The organism is Jannaschia donghaensis, from assembly GCF_001403795.1.
In the GTDB taxonomy this organism is placed as follows: Bacteria; Pseudomonadota; Alphaproteobacteria; order Rhodobacterales; family Rhodobacteraceae; genus Jannaschia; species Jannaschia donghaensis.
On sequence record NZ_CXSU01000011.1, the window covers coordinates 386,433 to 400,922 of the forward strand.

The following is a 14,490-nucleotide window of genomic DNA, read 5'->3' on the forward strand; positions in this document are numbered from 1 at the left end:
CCGAACGGCGCCTGCGTCAATCCACAATCGTGTCGGACGTAGATCACCCGTAGATCACCCGTGGATCACCCCTTCCATTCAGACAAGATTTTCTTGTTCCGCGCCGCGCCGCCCGGTCACGGCTTGCCCCCTTCGCCCGTCTCCTTCACCTTGGCCCAAACAGGAGAATACCATGCGCACCACCGCCGCCGTCGCCATCCAGGCCGGAAAACCGCTCGAGATCATGGAGGTCAATCTGGACGGGCCGAAAGCCGGCGAGGTCCTGGTCGAAATGAAGGCCACCGGCATCTGCCACACAGACGAGTTTACCCTGTCGGGGGCCGACCCCGAAGGCCTGTTCCCCGCGATCCTGGGGCACGAAGGCGCGGGCGTCGTGGTGGAAATCGGCGAAGGCGTCACCTCGCTGGAGGTGGGGGACCACGTCATCCCGCTCTACACGCCCGAATGTCGCACCTGCGAATACTGTCTGAACCCCAAGACGAACCTGTGCCAGCGGGTCCGCGCGACCCAGGGCAAGGGCCTGATGCCCGACGGCACGTCGCGTTTTTCCATGCTCGATGGCACGCCGATCCTGCATTACATGGGCTGCTCGACCTTCGCGAACCATTCCGTCGTGCCCGAAATCGCGCTGGCCAAGGTGCGCAAGGACGCGCCCTTCGACAAGATCTGCTACATCGGGTGCGGCGTCACCACCGGCATCGGCGCCGTCATCAACACCGCCAAGGTGGAGATTGGAAGCACGGCCATCGTTTTCGGTTTGGGCGGCATCGGGCTCAACGTCATACAGGGCCTGCGACTGGCCGGTGCCGACCGGATCTTGGGCGTCGACCTCAATCCTTCCAAGGTGGAAATGGCCACGCGCTTTGGAATGACCGATTTCGTCAACCCGTCAGAGGTCGATGGCGACATCGTTTCATATCTTGTTAACCTTACGGGCGGCGGGGCCGACTATACATTCGACGCCACCGGCAATGTCGACGTGATGCGGCAAGCCCTTGAATCCGCGCACAAAGGGTGGGGCGAATCGATCATCATCGGCGTTGCCCCGGCGGGTGCCGAAATTTCCACCCGGCCCTTCCAATTGGTCACGGGCCGCGTCTGGCGCGGCACAGCCTTCGGCGGCGCACGGGGGCGGACGGACGTGCCGAAAATCGTCGATTGGTACATGGACGGCAAGATCGAGATCGACCCGATGATCACCCACACCATGCCGCTGTCGGAAATCAACAAGGGGTTCGACCTGATGCATGCGGGGAAATCGATCCGCTCGGTTGTGCTCTACTAGCCCAGCATCCCCAGATCCCCGTCCACCGCGATGGCCTGACCCGACACGGTCCGGCCGCGCGGGGACGCCAGCATCAACACCTGATCGGCAATCTGGCGTGCGGTGACATAATCCTTGATCGACACATGGGCAAAGGCGTCGGCCTCGATCTGCGCCATCGTCTTGCCCTGCGCTTGCGAACGCGCCTCCATCACACGACGCTGACGGTCGCCTGCAACCAACCCCGGCAGGATCGCGTTTGCCCGGATGCGGTCCGGTCCGAGTTCCAGGGCCAGCGACTTGGTGAACCCGATCACGCCCCACTTGGCCGCCGCATACGCCGCCCGGTTGGCGAACCCGAGCCGTCCGGCGGCCGACGACATATTGGTGATCGAGGCGTTGTCGCTCTTCCTGAGGGCACCGACGGCGGCCCGCGTGATGTTGAAATGCCCGGTCAAGCAGACGTCGAGCGTGCGTGCCCAGTCGTGCGGATCGATGTCCGCGATCCCCGCAGTCGGTCCGGCGATCCCGGCGTTGTTCACCAAGGCGTCGAGCCCGCCCAGATACGCGATGGCGTCGGCCATAAACGCGCCCGCCGCGTCCGCATCCGACACATCGCAAACCAGCCCGAGGACGCCACCGGACAGGTCCGCCAACGCACCCTCGTCGATATCGCAGGTCACGACCCGCGCGCCTTCGTCGACGAAGGCCTGCACGATCTCGCGCCCGATCCCCGATGCCCCGGCCGTCACGATGACGCGGGCATCTTTCAGTTGCATGTCCATGGCACCCCTCCCACAATGGAGGAAACAGGAGGAGAGGATGCCCCGCAAGGTCATGATCACCTGCGCCGTCACCGGCGCGATCCACACGCCCAGCATGTCGCCCCACCTGCCGATCACGCCGTCCGAAATCGCCGACGCCGCCATTGGGGCCGCGCAGGCGGGTGCCGCCCTCGTCCACGTTCACGCGCGCGACCCCGACACGGGCAAACCCGATCAATCCCTCGACGCCTTCGCCCCGATCCTGGGCGTCATCAAGCAGGGCTGCGATGCCGTCATCAACATCACCACGGGCGGCGCGCCCACGATGCTGGTGGAGGAGCGGGTGAAACCGGCGGCGCATTTCGCGCCCGAGGTGGCATCGCTCAACATGGGGTCCATGAACTTCGGCCTCTATCCGATGCTCGACCGCTACCGCGACCTGCAACACGATTGGGAAAGGCCGTATCTGGAAGGGTCGAAAGACCGCATCTTCCGCAACACCTTTGCCGACATCGAATACATCCTGACCACCTGCGCCGAAAACGGCACCCGGTTCGAGATCGAATGCTACGACATCGGACACCTTTACACGCTGGCGCATTTCGTCGACCGGGGCCTCGTGAAGCCGCCGTTCTTCGTGCAGTCGGTTTTCGGCCTGCTGGGCGGGATCGGTCCGCATCCCGAAGACGTCATGCATATGAAGCGGACGGCGGATCGATTGTTCGGCGACGCCTACGAATGGTCGGTGTTGGGGGCGGGCAAGAACCAGATGGCCATCGCGCTGCAATCGGTGACGTTGGGCGGCCATGTCCGCGTGGGGTTGGAGGACAGCCTCTGGCTCGCCCCGGGTCAACTGGCTGAAACGAACGCGCAGCAGGTCACCAAGGCGCGTCAGCTGATCGAGGCGCTGGGGCTGCAGGTGGCGACACCTGCGGACGCCCGCGTAATGCTGGACCTCAAAGGCGGGGACCGCGTCGGGTTCTGAGTTCCCCCTTCCTCGTGGACGCCTGCTGACCCCTCCGATAGGCGTCACGCAAAGGAGACCCCCATGGCCCAACGCGACCGCCCCCTGCTTGCCGTTCTGATAGACGCCGACAACATTCCCGCCAAGTTCGCCGAAGCGATCCTGAAGGAAATCACCACGCTGGGGGAGCCGGCCCTGCGCCGCGTTTACGGCGATTGGTCGTCGGGCGCGCTGCGCAACTGGGCGGACAAGGTGCTGGAACTGGGTCTGGTCGCACATCAGGAAACGGCCAACACCAAGGGTAAGAACGCCAGCGACATCGGCCTGGTGATCGACGCGATGGATATCCTGCACGCCGGGCGGTTCGACGGCTTTGTGCTGGTGTCGTCCGACAGCGATTTCACCCGTCTCGCCTCCCGCATCCGCGAGGAGGGTCTGGACGTGTTCGGCATCGGCGAGGGCAAGGCCCCGGTGTCGCTGCGCAACGTGTGCAATCGCTTCATCCTGATCGAAAACCTCCAGGACGATGCGACGGAGCCGACGGCCGATGGACCGGCGGCAAGGGCGGTGTCTTCGACCAAGAAAAAGCCGCAGGATGCGTTGCCCCTGATCATCAGCGCGATGGAGAAGATGGAACAGGATGACGATTGGGTCGCCCTGGGGGCCCTCGGCTCGACCATCGTGGCCGCCGTTCCCGATTTCGACACGCGGACGTACGGCAAGCGCAAGCTGAGCGAGCTGATCGGCGACATCAAGCGGCTCGAGACGCGCAAGGACGGCAACCAACTCATGGTGCGTCGCCGGGACTAGCTTTCGGCGGGGCCGTCGAACTTCTGCCGGATCTCGCGTAGGACAGGGATGGCGGCGCGGGTGCGCTGTAGCCCGATGTTGTCGACCGCGTTCGACATGATCGGCAGGATCGCGGCCAGCGCGGCGTCGCGCGCGGCGGTCCCGGCGGGACTGATGGCGACACGCTTGCGCCGGGCATCGTCCCAGTCGGGCCGCACATGGATATGCCCGGCCCATTCCAGACGGTTCAGGGTATTGGTCATCGCTCCCCGCGTCAGGTGGAAGGTGCGGGCCAGATCGGTCGGGCTGCGCTCCACCGGGGTTTGCGCCAGATAATTCAGGACGGCGAAATGCGACAGCTCCATCCCCTTGGGCAAGGCACGGGACAGGCGCGCGCGGACCAGCTGATCTGCGACGAGCATTTCGCTGAAAAGCGTGACGGCAAGTTTGTCGGATTCGTCGCTCATGGTCCCTCCCACGACCGTTCGGCGTGGATCGACGGGATGCGCGCGCGGGCGGCGGTGACCGCATCGGGGTCGATGTCGACGACGAAGGCACCGGGTTCGGTTCCCGCGTCCAGCACGACCTCCCCCCAGGGGGCGACGATCATGGCATGGCCATGGGTCCGCAAGGTCCGCTCGGCCGTTACCGCGTGGGTCCCGGTCTGCGCGGGCGCGATGACGAAACATCCCGTCTCGATCGCGCGGGCGCGCAGCAGAATTTCCCAATGGGCGGCCCCCGTGGTGGCGGTAAAGGCCGCGGGCACCGTCAGGAAAGCAGCGCCTTCGCGGGCCAGTGCGCGATAGAGTTCGGGAAAGCGCAGGTCATAGCAAACCGTCATGCCGATCTTGCCCCAGGGCGTCCGGGCCAGGGTCGCCTTCGTTCCCGGTCGGTATGCAGCCGATTCGCGGAATGTCTCCGCCTCCGACACCGTCACGTCGAACATATGGATCTTGTCATAGCGCGCGACGATCTGACCGGACGGATCGATCAGGAACGAGCGGTTGGCGAACCGTCCCTCGGGATCGGCGGTGCGCAGGGCCAGACTGCCGATCAGGACCCAGACGCCATGCGACCTTGCCGCGTCGCGCAGCCCGGCCAGCGTCGGATCGCGCACCTCGGGGCGCAGGATGTCGCGTTGGCGGACCCGGTCGAACGACAGACAATTCGTGACCTCGGGCGTGAGCACGATCTCGGCCCCCTGCCGCACGGCATCGGCCAGCAGATCCAGCGTCACCGCCAGATTCTCCGCCGGATCGTCCGTGACGCTCAGTTGCAGAAGGCCCGCCCGCATCAAGACGTCAGCAGCGCGTCGAGCTTGCCCGCATCCTGCAGCGCGAAAAGGTCGTCGCAGCCGCCCACATGCGTGTCACCGATGAAGATCTGCGGCGTGGACGACCTGCCGTTCGCCCGCTGAATCATTTCCGCCCGGCGGGGGGAGCCGCGCGCGGCGTCTATTTCGGTCACCGGTGCGCCCTTCTGCGTCAGCAGGCGGACGGCAGCGGTGCAGAAACCGCAGCGCGGCTGGGTGTAGATTTCGACGGCTTTCATGGGCGCGGCTCCTGATGCGGTTTGGCCCATGCATATATGGCGTCAGCGGTCCTTCGCAACGCGGGCGAGAATCAGCACGCTGATTCGGGCGGCGCCGGCTTGGCGCAATGCATCGGCGCAGGCGGCCAATGTGGCCCCGGACGTCATCACATCGTCGACCACGGCGACATGGCGTCCCGCGATGTCCGCACCGGGTGTCACGCTGATCGCATCCGCGATGTTGGCGAACCGATCGGGGACGGAGCGGTGATCCTGGCTTAGCGTCTGGCGGTGGCGCGTCAGGGCCATCACGTCGCACGGGCCGCCGGTGCGCAGCGCCAGCGCCTTTGCCAGCAGCGCCGCCTGATTGTAGCGCCGCCGCAAAAGCCGCCAGCGGTGGACCGGGACGGGCACCAGAAGGGTGCGATCGGTCAGGATGTCGCGCGCACGGCGGTGGATCCAGCGGGCGGCCCCGGTCGCCAGTTCGGTCCGGTCCCCGTGCTTGAACGACAGAACCAGACGGCGCCCCGTGCCCGCATAGGCCATCGCCGCGTGCCCCTCGTCCCATGGGCGCCCCAGCGTCAGGCAGTCGTCGCACCACATGCCGCCGTCGTCTTCGCCCGGCAGATTGGTGCCGCATAATTCGCAGCAGGCCCCCGACAGGAAGGGCGTATCGGCCCAGCAGGCCGGGCAGAGCGCGCCCTCCTCCTCGACCCGCGCGTCGCACATCAGGCAGGTCACGGGATAGAGGGCATCGCGCAGCACCGTGACGGCACGCGCGCCCACCCTTTGCAACGCAGCCTGCATGACCTAACTCCCCCTTCATGTCGCAACCGACCCTGACCGACCAAGATGCTCTGATGCGGCACCGCGCCCGCGCGGACGGATCCGCGTGGTTCCTGCACGAGCTGGCGATCGACGAAGTTCAGGAAAGACTCAAAGACGTTAACAGAACCTTTACGGACGCGGCGGTGATCACGGGGCATCCCGACGTCTGGTCGGATGCGGTGCCCGGCGCGACCATGATCGGAGCCGCGGATACGCTGCCGTTGGGCCAAGGGGCGCACGACGTGATCGTTCACGCGATGTGCCTGCATTGGGCCGACGATCCAGTGGGTCAGTTGATCCAATGCCGTCGCGCGCTGCGCGAGGACGGGCTTCTGCTGGTCGCCACGCTGGGCGGCGAGACCCTGACGGAGCTTCGCGCCGCGCTGGGCCAAGCCGAAACGGAGATCATGGGGGGGCTGTCCCCCCGCGTGGCCCCGATGGGTGAAATCCGCGATCTGGGCGCCCTGCTGGGCCGCGCGGGGCTGGCGCTGCCGGTTGCCGATCGCTTGCCGATCACCGTCCGCTACCGCGATATCGCGCATCTAACGCGCGATCTGCGCGCCATGGGCGAGACGAATGCCCTGGCCGCGCGTCATCGCCGCACCCCCCCGCGCGATCTTTTCAAGGTGGCCAACCGCCTCTATCGTGCGGCCTTCCCCGACGGGGACGGTATTCGCGCGACCTTCGAAACGGTGTTCCTGACGGGCTGGGCCCCCAGCGACACCCAACAGAAACCCCTGCGTCCCGGATCGGCGCAGGCCCGCTTGGCGGATGCGCTGGGCGTGCCGGAACTGGGCGCAGACAAAGGACCGAACCGATGAAAGACGCAGGATTCCAGTCGTTGCCCCACGCGGGGCCAGATCACCCCAAGGTCCGGATGGGCAAGGTCGGGGTCCTGCTGGCGAACCTCGGGACGCCGGACGGATACGACTATTGGTCGATGCGCCGCTACCTTTCGGAATTCCTGTCGGACCGCCGCGTCATCGATTACTCGCCGTTTCTCTGGCAGCCGCTGCTTCAGGGCGTGATTCTGACGTCGCGACCCTTCCGTTCGGGTGCGGCCTACAAGTCGATCTGGAATCACGAGGATGGGGAAAGCCCGCTGGCGACCATCACCAAGGCGCAGACCGCTGCGATCAAGGCGCGGATGCAAGCGACCTATGGCCCGGACGTGATGGTCGATTACTGCATGCGCTACGGCAACCCGTCGACCATTTCCAAGGTCGAGGAGATGCAGGCCGCCGGCTGCGACCGCATCGTGTTCTTCCCGCTTTATCCGCACTACGCCGGTGCCACGTCGGCCACTGCCATCGATCAATTCTACCGCGCGTTGATGAAGCTGACGTGGCAGCCGAACGCCCGGACGGTTGCGCCCTACTACAATGATGACCGCTATATCACCGCGCTCGCCGCTTCGATCCAGACTGCTTACGACGCGATGGATGTGGAACCGGATATTTTGGTGTGTTCATACCACGGGGTGCCCAAGCGGTATCTGATGCAGGGCGATCCGTACCATTGCCAGTGCCAGAAGACGACGCGCCTGCTGCGCGAGAAGCTGGGCTGGCCCGAGCACAAGATCAAGACGACCTTCCAGTCGAAGTTCGGCCCCGAGGAATGGCTGAAGCCGTACACCGTGGAGGAAGTCGCGCGCCTGGCCGAGGAAGACGGCAAGAAGAACATCGCCGTCTGCGCGCCCGCATTTTCGGCCGACTGCATCGAGACGCTCGAAGAGATCAACGAGGAAATCAAAGAGAGCTTCGAGGAGGCGGGCGGAGAGCATTTCCACTACATCCCCTGCCTGAACGATCAGCCGGCGCATATCGACGCGCTCTGTTCGATCATCGACGACAACCTCAAAGGCTGGGTCTGACAAGGACCTTCCGACCATAAAAAAGCCCCGCGATCCTGGGATGCGCGGGGCTTTCTGTTTCGTCGGGTTTCGGTGGGGTCAGGTGCTGATGAGGCGACCCGTGAAGATCCGTGCGCCGACGCGAACGCGGCACAGGCCATCGCTCAGCATCTCTTCAAGGCGACCCTGGATCGACAGGTAGTTTCCTATTTCGATTGTCTTGAGCATGCCGTTTCCTCCGTTGGCGCGCGTCGTGTATGTCTTTTTTAAGACGAAATCCGGCCGAGGAAAGCGGATTGTTTCAAACAGCTTAAAATTTCCGCACTTTTCCGTCCCGATCAGAGCCAATCGCGCAAGATCGGAATGAGCGGGATGTCGGCGGGGGGCATTGGATAGTCTCGCATGTCCTTCGGGCGCACCCACTTCAGGGTTTGGCCTTCGCGCGCGATCGGCTGGCCCTGCCATTTGCGGCACACGAACAACGGCATCAGCAGGTGAAAATCGTCGTAGGTGTGGGATGCAAAAGTCAACGGGGCAAGGCAGCTGGCCCAGGTGTCGATGCCCAGCTCCTCCTGCAATTCACGGATGAGGGCGATTTCCGGGGTCTCGCCCGCTTCCACCTTGCCGCCGGGAAATTCCCACAGACCGGCCATGGATTTCCCTTCGGGGCGCCGCGCCAGAAGGACGCGCCCGTCGACGTCCACCAAAGCGACCGCCGAGACGAGGACCGAGCGCAGCGTCGTTTCCGTCACGACCGGTAATCTGCGTTGATCTCGATATAGCGATACGTCAAATCACACGTCCACATCCGGTCCGTCGCGGCCCCCAACCCCAGGTCCACCGACAGCAGGATCCGGTCGCGCTTCATGTAGCTGGCCCCCGCGTCTTCCGTATATCCGGCGCTGCGCTGGCCACCTTCGGCGACCACGATATCCCCGAACCGAATGGTCAGCTTGTCCCGGTCGGCCCGCGCGCCCGATTTGCCCACGGCCATGACGACGCGGCCCCAGTTCGGGTCCTCCCCTGCGATGGCCGTCTTGACCAAGGGGGAGTTCGCGATGGCCGAGGCGACGCGGCGGGCGTCCAGCGTGTTGGCTGCCCCCGTAACCTCCACTTCGATCAATTTGGTCGCACCTTCGCCGTCCATCGCCAGTTGCAGCGCCAGATCGTGCAGCACCGCATGAAGGGCGGCCTTGAAATCTTTGCCCGCTTTCGTGCGCGCCGACGGTATTTCCGCGTTTCCGGCTTGACCCGTCGCCGCGACGATCAGCGTATCGGAGGTGGAGGTGTCACTGTCCACGGTGACCGCGTTGAAGGTCGATGTCGTCAGGTCCGACAGCATCGTCTGCAACGCGCGATCTGCGATCTTTGCATCGGTGAATACATAGGCCAGCATCGTCGCCATGTCGGGCGCGATCATGCCCGATCCCTTGGCGATCCCGGCCAGCGTGACGGTCGTGCCGTCCAGATCCACCGTGCGGGTGGTCCCCTTTGGGAAGGTGTCCGTCGTCATGATGGCGTGGGCGGCACGGTCCATCTTGCCCGCGTCCAGCTTGGTCGCCATCCGGTCAAGGACGGCGGTGATGCGGTCGTGGGCCAGCGGCTCCCCGATGACGCCGGTCGAGGAGGTCAGCACGCGGGAGGCGGGCAACCCCAACGCGTGGCTGACACCCGTGCAGATCGCGTCGACCGACGCATCGCCCGCCGCACCGGTAAAGGCGTTGGAATTGCCCGAATTGACCAGGATGGCCCAGCCGCCCGACGCGCCGCGCTTCTTGAGCTTGGCCTGGCAATCGCGCACCGCCGCCGACCGCGTCGACGAGGTGGTGAAGACACCGGCCACCGCCGATCCAGCGGCGATTTCGGCCAGCATGACGTCGGTGCGGCCCTTGTATTTGACGCCCGCCTTCGCGGTCGCGAAGCGGACGCCGTCGATTGCGGACAGGTCGGGAAAGTCAGGCGCCAGAGGAGAGACGAGCGGGCCTTTCGGTCCCGCGATCTGCGCCTCCAGCTCCGCGATGCGGGCGCGGAGCTCCTTTTTCTTGGTCCCCTTACCCTTTTTCTTGTCGCCTTTCCCGCCCTTGCCCATCACGTCACTCCGACAGAAGGTCTTGGTCGCGGATCAGCGCGGGGTCGATCTCCACCTCGGTCCGGGTCACGTCGGCCGCTTCGGTCAATGCGTCCAGCGCGGCCGCGACGGCGGCCTGTTGTACCTGGGGTTCGATCTCGGCGCGGACCTGTTCCAGACCGGGGACTTCCTGCTGACGCGTCTCGTTGAGTTTGATGACATGCCAGCCGAACTGGGTCTGCACGGGCGCGGATACCGCCCCGGCCTCCAGGTCCGTCACGGCCTGCTCGAATTCCGGCACCATCATCCCCGGCCCGAACCAGCCCAGCTGACCGCCGTTGGGGCCCGACGGCCCGGTCGATTCCGCGCGCGCCAGGTCGGCGAAGTCGGCTCCGCCTTCCAATGCGGACACCAGCTCCAACGCCTCCTCCTCGGTTTCGACCAGAATGTGGCTGGCATTGAATTCCGGCGCGGCTTCGGCGTCGCCGTAGGCGGCCTCATAGGCGGCCTGGACCGCGGCCTCGTCGATCGGCTGCGACGACAGACGATCGATTTCCTGGCCGGCGATGAAGGCGCGGGTTTCGTTCTCCAGCCCGATCTCGATCGCTTTCGTGCGCTCGGTCGCATCGGCCAGCACCTGTTGCTGGATGATCTGGTCGACCATGCCGTCGAACAGCGTCTCGTCGGGCAGTTGCAGGTATTCCTGCGGCAATCGGCTGCGCAGGGCGATGACATGGCCCAGCGTGATGTCGGTGCCGTTGACCGTCGCCAAAACGGTATCGGCCGTCACGGCGGTGTGGCCGTCGGCAAAGGCCGGGGCGGTCAGTGCAAGGGCCGCGGCCCCGATCAGAAGGTGTTTCATTGCAGGTCCTTTCAGGCCACGTGGCCCTTTGTTTCGAGGCGTCCCAAGGGGCGTTCGTTGACACCCGTGGGGGCGGGTCTTAAGTGCGATGAAGATTGATTTTCACCGCGCCCGCCCGTGATTTCCCCTTGTGTCTATGGGGCCATGACACGGTGGGCAAGGGCGCGAGAGACGGGACGAAACATGCTTGGACTTGGTGCAATCGCGAAGAAGGTGTTCGGCACGCCAAACGACCGCAAGGTCAAGGCGACGCTGAAGACCGTCGAACGGATCAATGCGCTGGAGCCGGAGTTCGCCGCCCTGTCCGACGACGGCATAAAGGAGCGGACACGAGCGCTGTCCGTCCGTGCGAAAAATGGCGAGTCGCTGGACGATCTGCTGCCCGAAGCCTTTGCCAACTGCCGCGAAGCGGCCCGGCGCGCGCTGGGCCTAAGGGCGTTCGACACGCAGCTTCTGGGCGGGATCTTCCTGCACGAAGGTAACATCTCCGAGATGAAGACAGGCGAGGGCAAGCCCCTGGTCGCGACCTTCCCCGCCTATCTGAATGCGCTGTCGGGCAAGGGCGTGCATGTCGTCACCGTCAACGATTATCTGGCGCGGCGCGACGCGGAATGGATGGCCAAGGTCTATTCTGCGCTGGGCCTGACCACCGGCGTCGTCGTCCCGCAGCAGCCCGACGACGAAAAGCGTGCCGCCTACAAGGCCGACATCACCTATGCCACCAACAACGAGTTGGGGTTCGACTATCTGCGCGACAATATGCGCTCCTCTAAGGAAGACATGGCGCAGCGCGGGCACAACTATGCTATCGTGGACGAGGTGGATTCCATCCTGATCGACGAGGCGCGCACGCCGCTCATCATTTCCGGCCCGTCCGAGGATCGCAGCGACCTCTATACCCGCGTCGACCGCCTGATCCCCGAGATCCAGGACGATTACTTTACCAAGGATGAGAAGCAGCGGTCGGTGAATTTCACCGACGAAGGCAACGAATGGCTGGAGGAGCGTCTGCTGACCGCCGGCATCCTGCCCGAGGGTCAGTCGCTCTACGATCCGGAATCGACCACCATCGTCCATCACGTCAACCAGGGTCTGCGCGCGCACAAACTTTTCATTAAGGATCAGCATTACATCGTGCGCGGCGATGATGTCGTCCTGATCGACGAATTCACCGGCCGCATGATGGCCGGCCGCCGCCTGTCCGACGGTCTGCATCAGGCGATCGAGGCCAAGGAAGGTGTATCGATCCAGCCCGAGAACGTCACCCTCGCTTCGGTGACGTTCCAGAACTACTTCCGCCTTTACGACAAGTTGTCGGGCATGACCGGCACGGCGACGACGGAGGCCGAGGAATTCGCCTCGATCTATGGTCTGGGCGTGGTCGAGGTTCCGACGAACCGGCCCATCGCACGCGCGGACGAGCACGATCAGGTCTATCGCACCGGCAAGGAAAAGTACCAGGCCGTCGTCGACGAGATCCGCAAGGCGCACGACAGCGGTCAGCCCGTTCTGGTCGGCACGACGTCCATCGAAAAGTCCGAGATGCTGTCACAGCTTCTGACGGCGGCCGAAATTCCGCACAACGTTCTCAACGCCCGCCAGCACGAGCAAGAGGCACAGATCGTCGCAGACGCCGGCAAGTTCGGCGCCGTGACGATCGCCACGAACATGGCCGGGCGCGGCACCGACATCAAACTGGGCGGCAACGTCGAGTTCCAGATCATGGAAGCCATCGCCGCCGACCCCGAAGCCGACCCGGATGAGATCCGCACGCGCATCGAGGCCGAGCAGGCGGAGGCCGAGAAGAAGGTCAAGGACGCGGGCGGTCTGTTCGTGCTGGCGACCGAACGGCACGAAAGCCGCCGCATCGACAATCAGCTGCGTGGCCGGTCGGGGCGCCAGGGCGATCCGGGCCGGTCGGTGTTCTTTCTGTCGCTGGACGACGACCTGATGCGGATCTTCGGGTCCGAACGGCTGGAAAAAGTGCTCAACACGCTGGGCATGAAGGACGGCGAGGCGATCGTGCACCCATGGGTGAACAAGTCGCTGGAGCGCGCGCAGGCCAAGGTCGAAGGGCGCAACTTCGACATGCGCAAGCAGCTGCTGAAATTCGACGACGTGATGAACGATCAGCGCAAGGCCGTGTTCGAGCAGCGCCTGGAAATCATGGACGCCGAGGACATCGGAGAGATCGCCGAGGACATGCGCCAGCAGGTGATCGATGATCTGGTCGACGAATACCTGCCGCCCAGATCCTATGCCGACCAGTGGGACGCAACCGGCCTCTATGCCGCGGTGATCGAGATCCTAAATGTCGATGCGCCGGTCCTGGAATGGGCCGAGGAGGATGGCGTCGATCAGGAAATCGTGCGCGAACGCCTGTACGAGGCCGCCGACAAGCTGGCCGCCGAGAAGCTGGATGCCTTCGGCGAGGAACAGATGCGCCAGATCGAAAAGCAGTTCCTGCTTCAGACGATCGACGGCAAGTGGCGCGAACATCTTCTGACGTTGGAGCATCTGCGGTCTGTCGTGGGCTTCCGCGGTTATGCGCAGCGCGATCCTCTCAACGAATACAAGACCGAAGGCTTTCAGCTGTTCGAGACGATGCTCGACTCCCTGCGTGTGGAAGTGACCCGGAAACTCGCCAAGGTCCGCCCCCTGTCCGAGGAGGAGCGTCAACAGATGATGGATCAGATCGTCGCACAGCAGCGCGCGGTTGCCGATGCGACGCAGACATCTTCCGGTCCTGCGGTGCCCGGCGGCGACAGCTTCGCGGCGTCCCCCGGTTTCGTGGAAAGCGATCCGACGACCTGGGGCGACCCGGCCCGGAACGACCCCTGTCCCTGCGGATCGGGCAAGAAATTCAAGCATTGCCACGGCGCGTTCTGACCGGCGATTGACAAGGGTCGCCCCGGTTTCCGCCGGGGCGACAATAGTCGAACTTGAATTCAATCGTCGCCGAATGGCGCGATACTTTCCCTACAATCGCCCGATTCCGACGTCATCCCCTCGGCAACGCCACGTTTCCTAGGATCGATCGATGACGCAGGAAGAATTCGACGCACTGGATCAGCCCGAAACTGACACCCCCGCCGCCAAGGCCGGGGTCGCGGCGGTGCTGCGGGCACAGTCGCCGGTCCGTCTTGCTGCGGTCGGGCTTGCCCTTGTTGCGGCCGTCGGGTTCGGGGGAACACGTCTGCTCAACAGCCCGTCCGTGCAGGTGTCACAGGTTCAGTCCATTCCCGGAAAGGCCGTGCCGGTCACGCGTCCCACTTTCCCAACCGCGCCGGCAGCCGCCGACGGACCGATCTCTCCGTCCATAAGCGCGCTCAGGGCCTTGGAACAGACGCAGGCCAAGGGCCCAGCATCTGATCGAGTGGACAGCGATCCCGGCGTGACGGCGGTCGATGCCGCCCCCGACTGCACGCTGACCGTGGCCTCGGCACCGCTGGCCGGCGCGATGGTCGGGCTGGATATCTCTGCGCCGTGCGATGCCGGACTGCGAGCCGACGTTCATCAGGGCGACCTTCGGATCGCTGTCGCACTGGATGCGGCGGGAACGGCCCGGG

The 14,490-nt window shown here is 64.8% G+C and carries 15 protein-coding genes and 1 pseudogene; 7 read left to right on the plus strand and 9 right to left on the minus strand.

What is annotated here, in order from left to right:
- Positions 1 to 172 precede the first annotated feature (172 nt).
- Complete coding sequence (locus JDO7802_RS06395) at positions 173 to 1,285, plus strand: S-(hydroxymethyl)glutathione dehydrogenase/class III alcohol dehydrogenase (RefSeq protein ID WP_055083754.1); 1,113 nt, start codon at positions 173 to 175, stop codon at positions 1,283 to 1,285.
- Here the strand turns inward: JDO7802_RS06395 and JDO7802_RS06400 are convergent.
- The gene (locus JDO7802_RS06400) at positions 1,282 to 2,049 is read right to left on the minus strand and encodes an SDR family oxidoreductase (RefSeq protein ID WP_055083756.1); all 768 of its coding nucleotides are present in this window, start codon (positions 2,047 to 2,049) and stop codon (positions 1,282 to 1,284) included. The genes JDO7802_RS06395 and JDO7802_RS06400 overlap by 4 nt on opposite strands.
- A gap of 37 nt (positions 2,050 to 2,086) precedes the next feature.
- On the opposite strand from JDO7802_RS06400, the gene kce reads away from it, so the two are divergent.
- Together kce and JDO7802_RS06410 are read left to right on the plus strand one after the other, a co-directional pair.
- Positions 2,087 to 3,013, plus strand: coding sequence for a 3,5-dioxohexanoate:acetyl-CoA acetone transferase (gene kce / locus JDO7802_RS06405; protein WP_055083758.1), 927 nt, complete (start codon positions 2,087 to 2,089; stop codon positions 3,011 to 3,013).
- Between the two features lie 63 nt (positions 3,014 to 3,076).
- Positions 3,077 to 3,802: an NYN domain-containing protein gene (locus tag JDO7802_RS06410; protein ID WP_055083759.1), complete on the plus strand. Its 726-nt coding sequence runs from the start codon at positions 3,077 to 3,079 to the stop codon at positions 3,800 to 3,802.
- Here JDO7802_RS06410 and JDO7802_RS06415 read toward each other — a convergent pair.
- Genes JDO7802_RS06415 through JDO7802_RS06430 form a run of 4 tightly spaced genes read right to left on the minus strand, consistent with a single transcriptional unit; the run spans position 3,799 to position 6,118 of the window.
- A complete protein-coding gene (locus tag JDO7802_RS06415; protein WP_055083761.1) occupies positions 3,799 to 4,248 on the minus strand; it encodes a MarR family winged helix-turn-helix transcriptional regulator in 450 nt (149 codons plus the stop codon). The two genes, JDO7802_RS06410 and JDO7802_RS06415, sit on opposite strands and share 4 nt — an antisense overlap.
- Positions 4,245 to 5,075: a carbon-nitrogen hydrolase family protein gene (locus tag JDO7802_RS06420; protein ID WP_055083763.1), complete on the minus strand. Its 831-nt coding sequence runs from the start codon at positions 5,073 to 5,075 to the stop codon at positions 4,245 to 4,247. The genes JDO7802_RS06415 and JDO7802_RS06420 overlap by 4 nt, the downstream gene beginning before the upstream one ends.
- Positions 5,075 to 5,332: a glutaredoxin 3 gene (gene grxC, locus JDO7802_RS06425; RefSeq protein WP_055083765.1), complete on the minus strand. Its 258-nt coding sequence runs from the start codon at positions 5,330 to 5,332 to the stop codon at positions 5,075 to 5,077. The genes JDO7802_RS06420 and grxC overlap by 1 nt, the downstream gene beginning before the upstream one ends.
- A 42-nt stretch (positions 5,333 to 5,374) precedes the next feature.
- Positions 5,375 to 6,118, minus strand: coding sequence for a ComF family protein (locus JDO7802_RS06430; protein WP_144430541.1), 744 nt, complete (start codon positions 6,116 to 6,118; stop codon positions 5,375 to 5,377).
- Between the two features lie 17 nt (positions 6,119 to 6,135).
- Here JDO7802_RS06430 and JDO7802_RS06435 point away from each other — a divergent pair, with 17 nt between their 5' ends.
- Both JDO7802_RS06435 and hemH read left to right on the plus strand, forming a co-directional pair.
- Complete coding sequence (locus JDO7802_RS06435; protein ID WP_055083767.1) at positions 6,136 to 6,960, plus strand: methyltransferase domain-containing protein; 825 nt, start codon at positions 6,136 to 6,138, stop codon at positions 6,958 to 6,960.
- Positions 6,957 to 8,012, plus strand: coding sequence for a ferrochelatase (gene hemH / locus JDO7802_RS06440; protein ID WP_055083769.1), 1,056 nt, complete (start codon positions 6,957 to 6,959; stop codon positions 8,010 to 8,012). The genes JDO7802_RS06435 and hemH overlap by 4 nt, the downstream gene beginning before the upstream one ends.
- Before the next feature lie 78 nt (positions 8,013 to 8,090).
- Here hemH and JDO7802_RS18680 read toward each other — a convergent pair whose 3' ends face one another.
- The 4 genes from JDO7802_RS18680 to JDO7802_RS06460 form a co-directional block, all read right to left on the minus strand.
- Positions 8,091 to 8,219 carry a hypothetical protein gene (locus JDO7802_RS18680; RefSeq protein WP_055083771.1) on the minus strand — a complete coding sequence of 43 codons (129 nt, stop codon included), beginning with the start codon at positions 8,217 to 8,219 and terminating at the stop codon, positions 8,091 to 8,093.
- A 110-nt stretch (positions 8,220 to 8,329) separates the two neighbouring features.
- Positions 8,330 to 8,728 (minus strand): 8-oxo-dGTP diphosphatase MutT, encoded by a 399-nt coding sequence (mutT, locus tag JDO7802_RS06450; protein ID WP_055084783.1) that lies wholly within the window; start codon positions 8,726 to 8,728, stop codon positions 8,330 to 8,332.
- A gap of 11 nt (positions 8,729 to 8,739) precedes the next feature.
- Positions 8,740 to 10,080, minus strand: coding sequence for a bifunctional glutamate N-acetyltransferase/amino-acid acetyltransferase ArgJ (gene argJ / locus JDO7802_RS06455; RefSeq protein ID WP_055083773.1), 1,341 nt, complete (start codon positions 10,078 to 10,080; stop codon positions 8,740 to 8,742).
- A 4-nt stretch (positions 10,081 to 10,084) separates the two neighbouring features.
- Complete coding sequence (locus JDO7802_RS06460) at positions 10,085 to 10,921, minus strand: peptidylprolyl isomerase (protein ID WP_055083775.1); 837 nt, start codon at positions 10,919 to 10,921, stop codon at positions 10,085 to 10,087.
- A gap of 183 nt (positions 10,922 to 11,104) precedes the next feature.
- On the opposite strand from JDO7802_RS06460, the gene secA reads away from it, so the two are divergent.
- Entirely contained in the window at positions 11,105 to 13,810 is a 2,706-nt protein-coding gene (secA, locus tag JDO7802_RS06465) for a preprotein translocase subunit SecA (protein ID WP_055083777.1), read from the plus strand.
- Positions 13,811 to 13,961: 151 nt separating this feature from the next.
- A pseudogene (locus tag JDO7802_RS18220) lies at positions 13,962 to 14,490 on the plus strand (hypothetical protein); the annotation flags it as partial.

Coding starts and splice junctions, on each gene's coding strand:
- JDO7802_RS06400 (WP_055083756.1), bottom strand. CDS start 2,049: ATGGACATGCAACTGAAAGATGCCCGCGTCATCGTGACGGCCGGGGCA.
- JDO7802_RS18680 (WP_055083771.1), bottom strand. CDS start 8,219: ATGCTCAAGACAATCGAAATAGGAAACTACCTGTCGATCCAGGGTCGC.
- JDO7802_RS06415 (WP_055083761.1), bottom strand. CDS start 4,248: ATGAGCGACGAATCCGACAAACTTGCCGTCACGCTTTTCAGCGAAATG.
- argJ (WP_055083773.1), bottom strand. CDS start 10,080: ATGGGCAAGGGCGGGAAAGGCGACAAGAAAAAGGGTAAGGGGACCAAG.
- JDO7802_RS06420 (WP_055083763.1), bottom strand. CDS start 5,075: ATGCGGGCGGGCCTTCTGCAACTGAGCGTCACGGACGATCCGGCGGAG.
- JDO7802_RS06435 (WP_055083767.1), top strand. CDS start 6,136: ATGTCGCAACCGACCCTGACCGACCAAGATGCTCTGATGCGGCACCGC.
- JDO7802_RS06395 (WP_055083754.1), top strand. CDS start 173: ATGCGCACCACCGCCGCCGTCGCCATCCAGGCCGGAAAACCGCTCGAG.
- hemH (WP_055083769.1), top strand. CDS start 6,957: ATGAAAGACGCAGGATTCCAGTCGTTGCCCCACGCGGGGCCAGATCAC.
- JDO7802_RS06460 (WP_055083775.1), bottom strand. CDS start 10,921: ATGAAACACCTTCTGATCGGGGCCGCGGCCCTTGCACTGACCGCCCCG.
- secA (WP_055083777.1), top strand. CDS start 11,105: ATGCTTGGACTTGGTGCAATCGCGAAGAAGGTGTTCGGCACGCCAAAC.
- kce (WP_055083758.1), top strand. CDS start 2,087: ATGCCCCGCAAGGTCATGATCACCTGCGCCGTCACCGGCGCGATCCAC.
- JDO7802_RS06430 (WP_144430541.1), bottom strand. CDS start 6,118: ATGCAGGCTGCGTTGCAAAGGGTGGGCGCGCGTGCCGTCACGGTGCTG.
- JDO7802_RS06410 (WP_055083759.1), top strand. CDS start 3,077: ATGGCCCAACGCGACCGCCCCCTGCTTGCCGTTCTGATAGACGCCGAC.
- grxC (WP_055083765.1), bottom strand. CDS start 5,332: ATGAAAGCCGTCGAAATCTACACCCAGCCGCGCTGCGGTTTCTGCACC.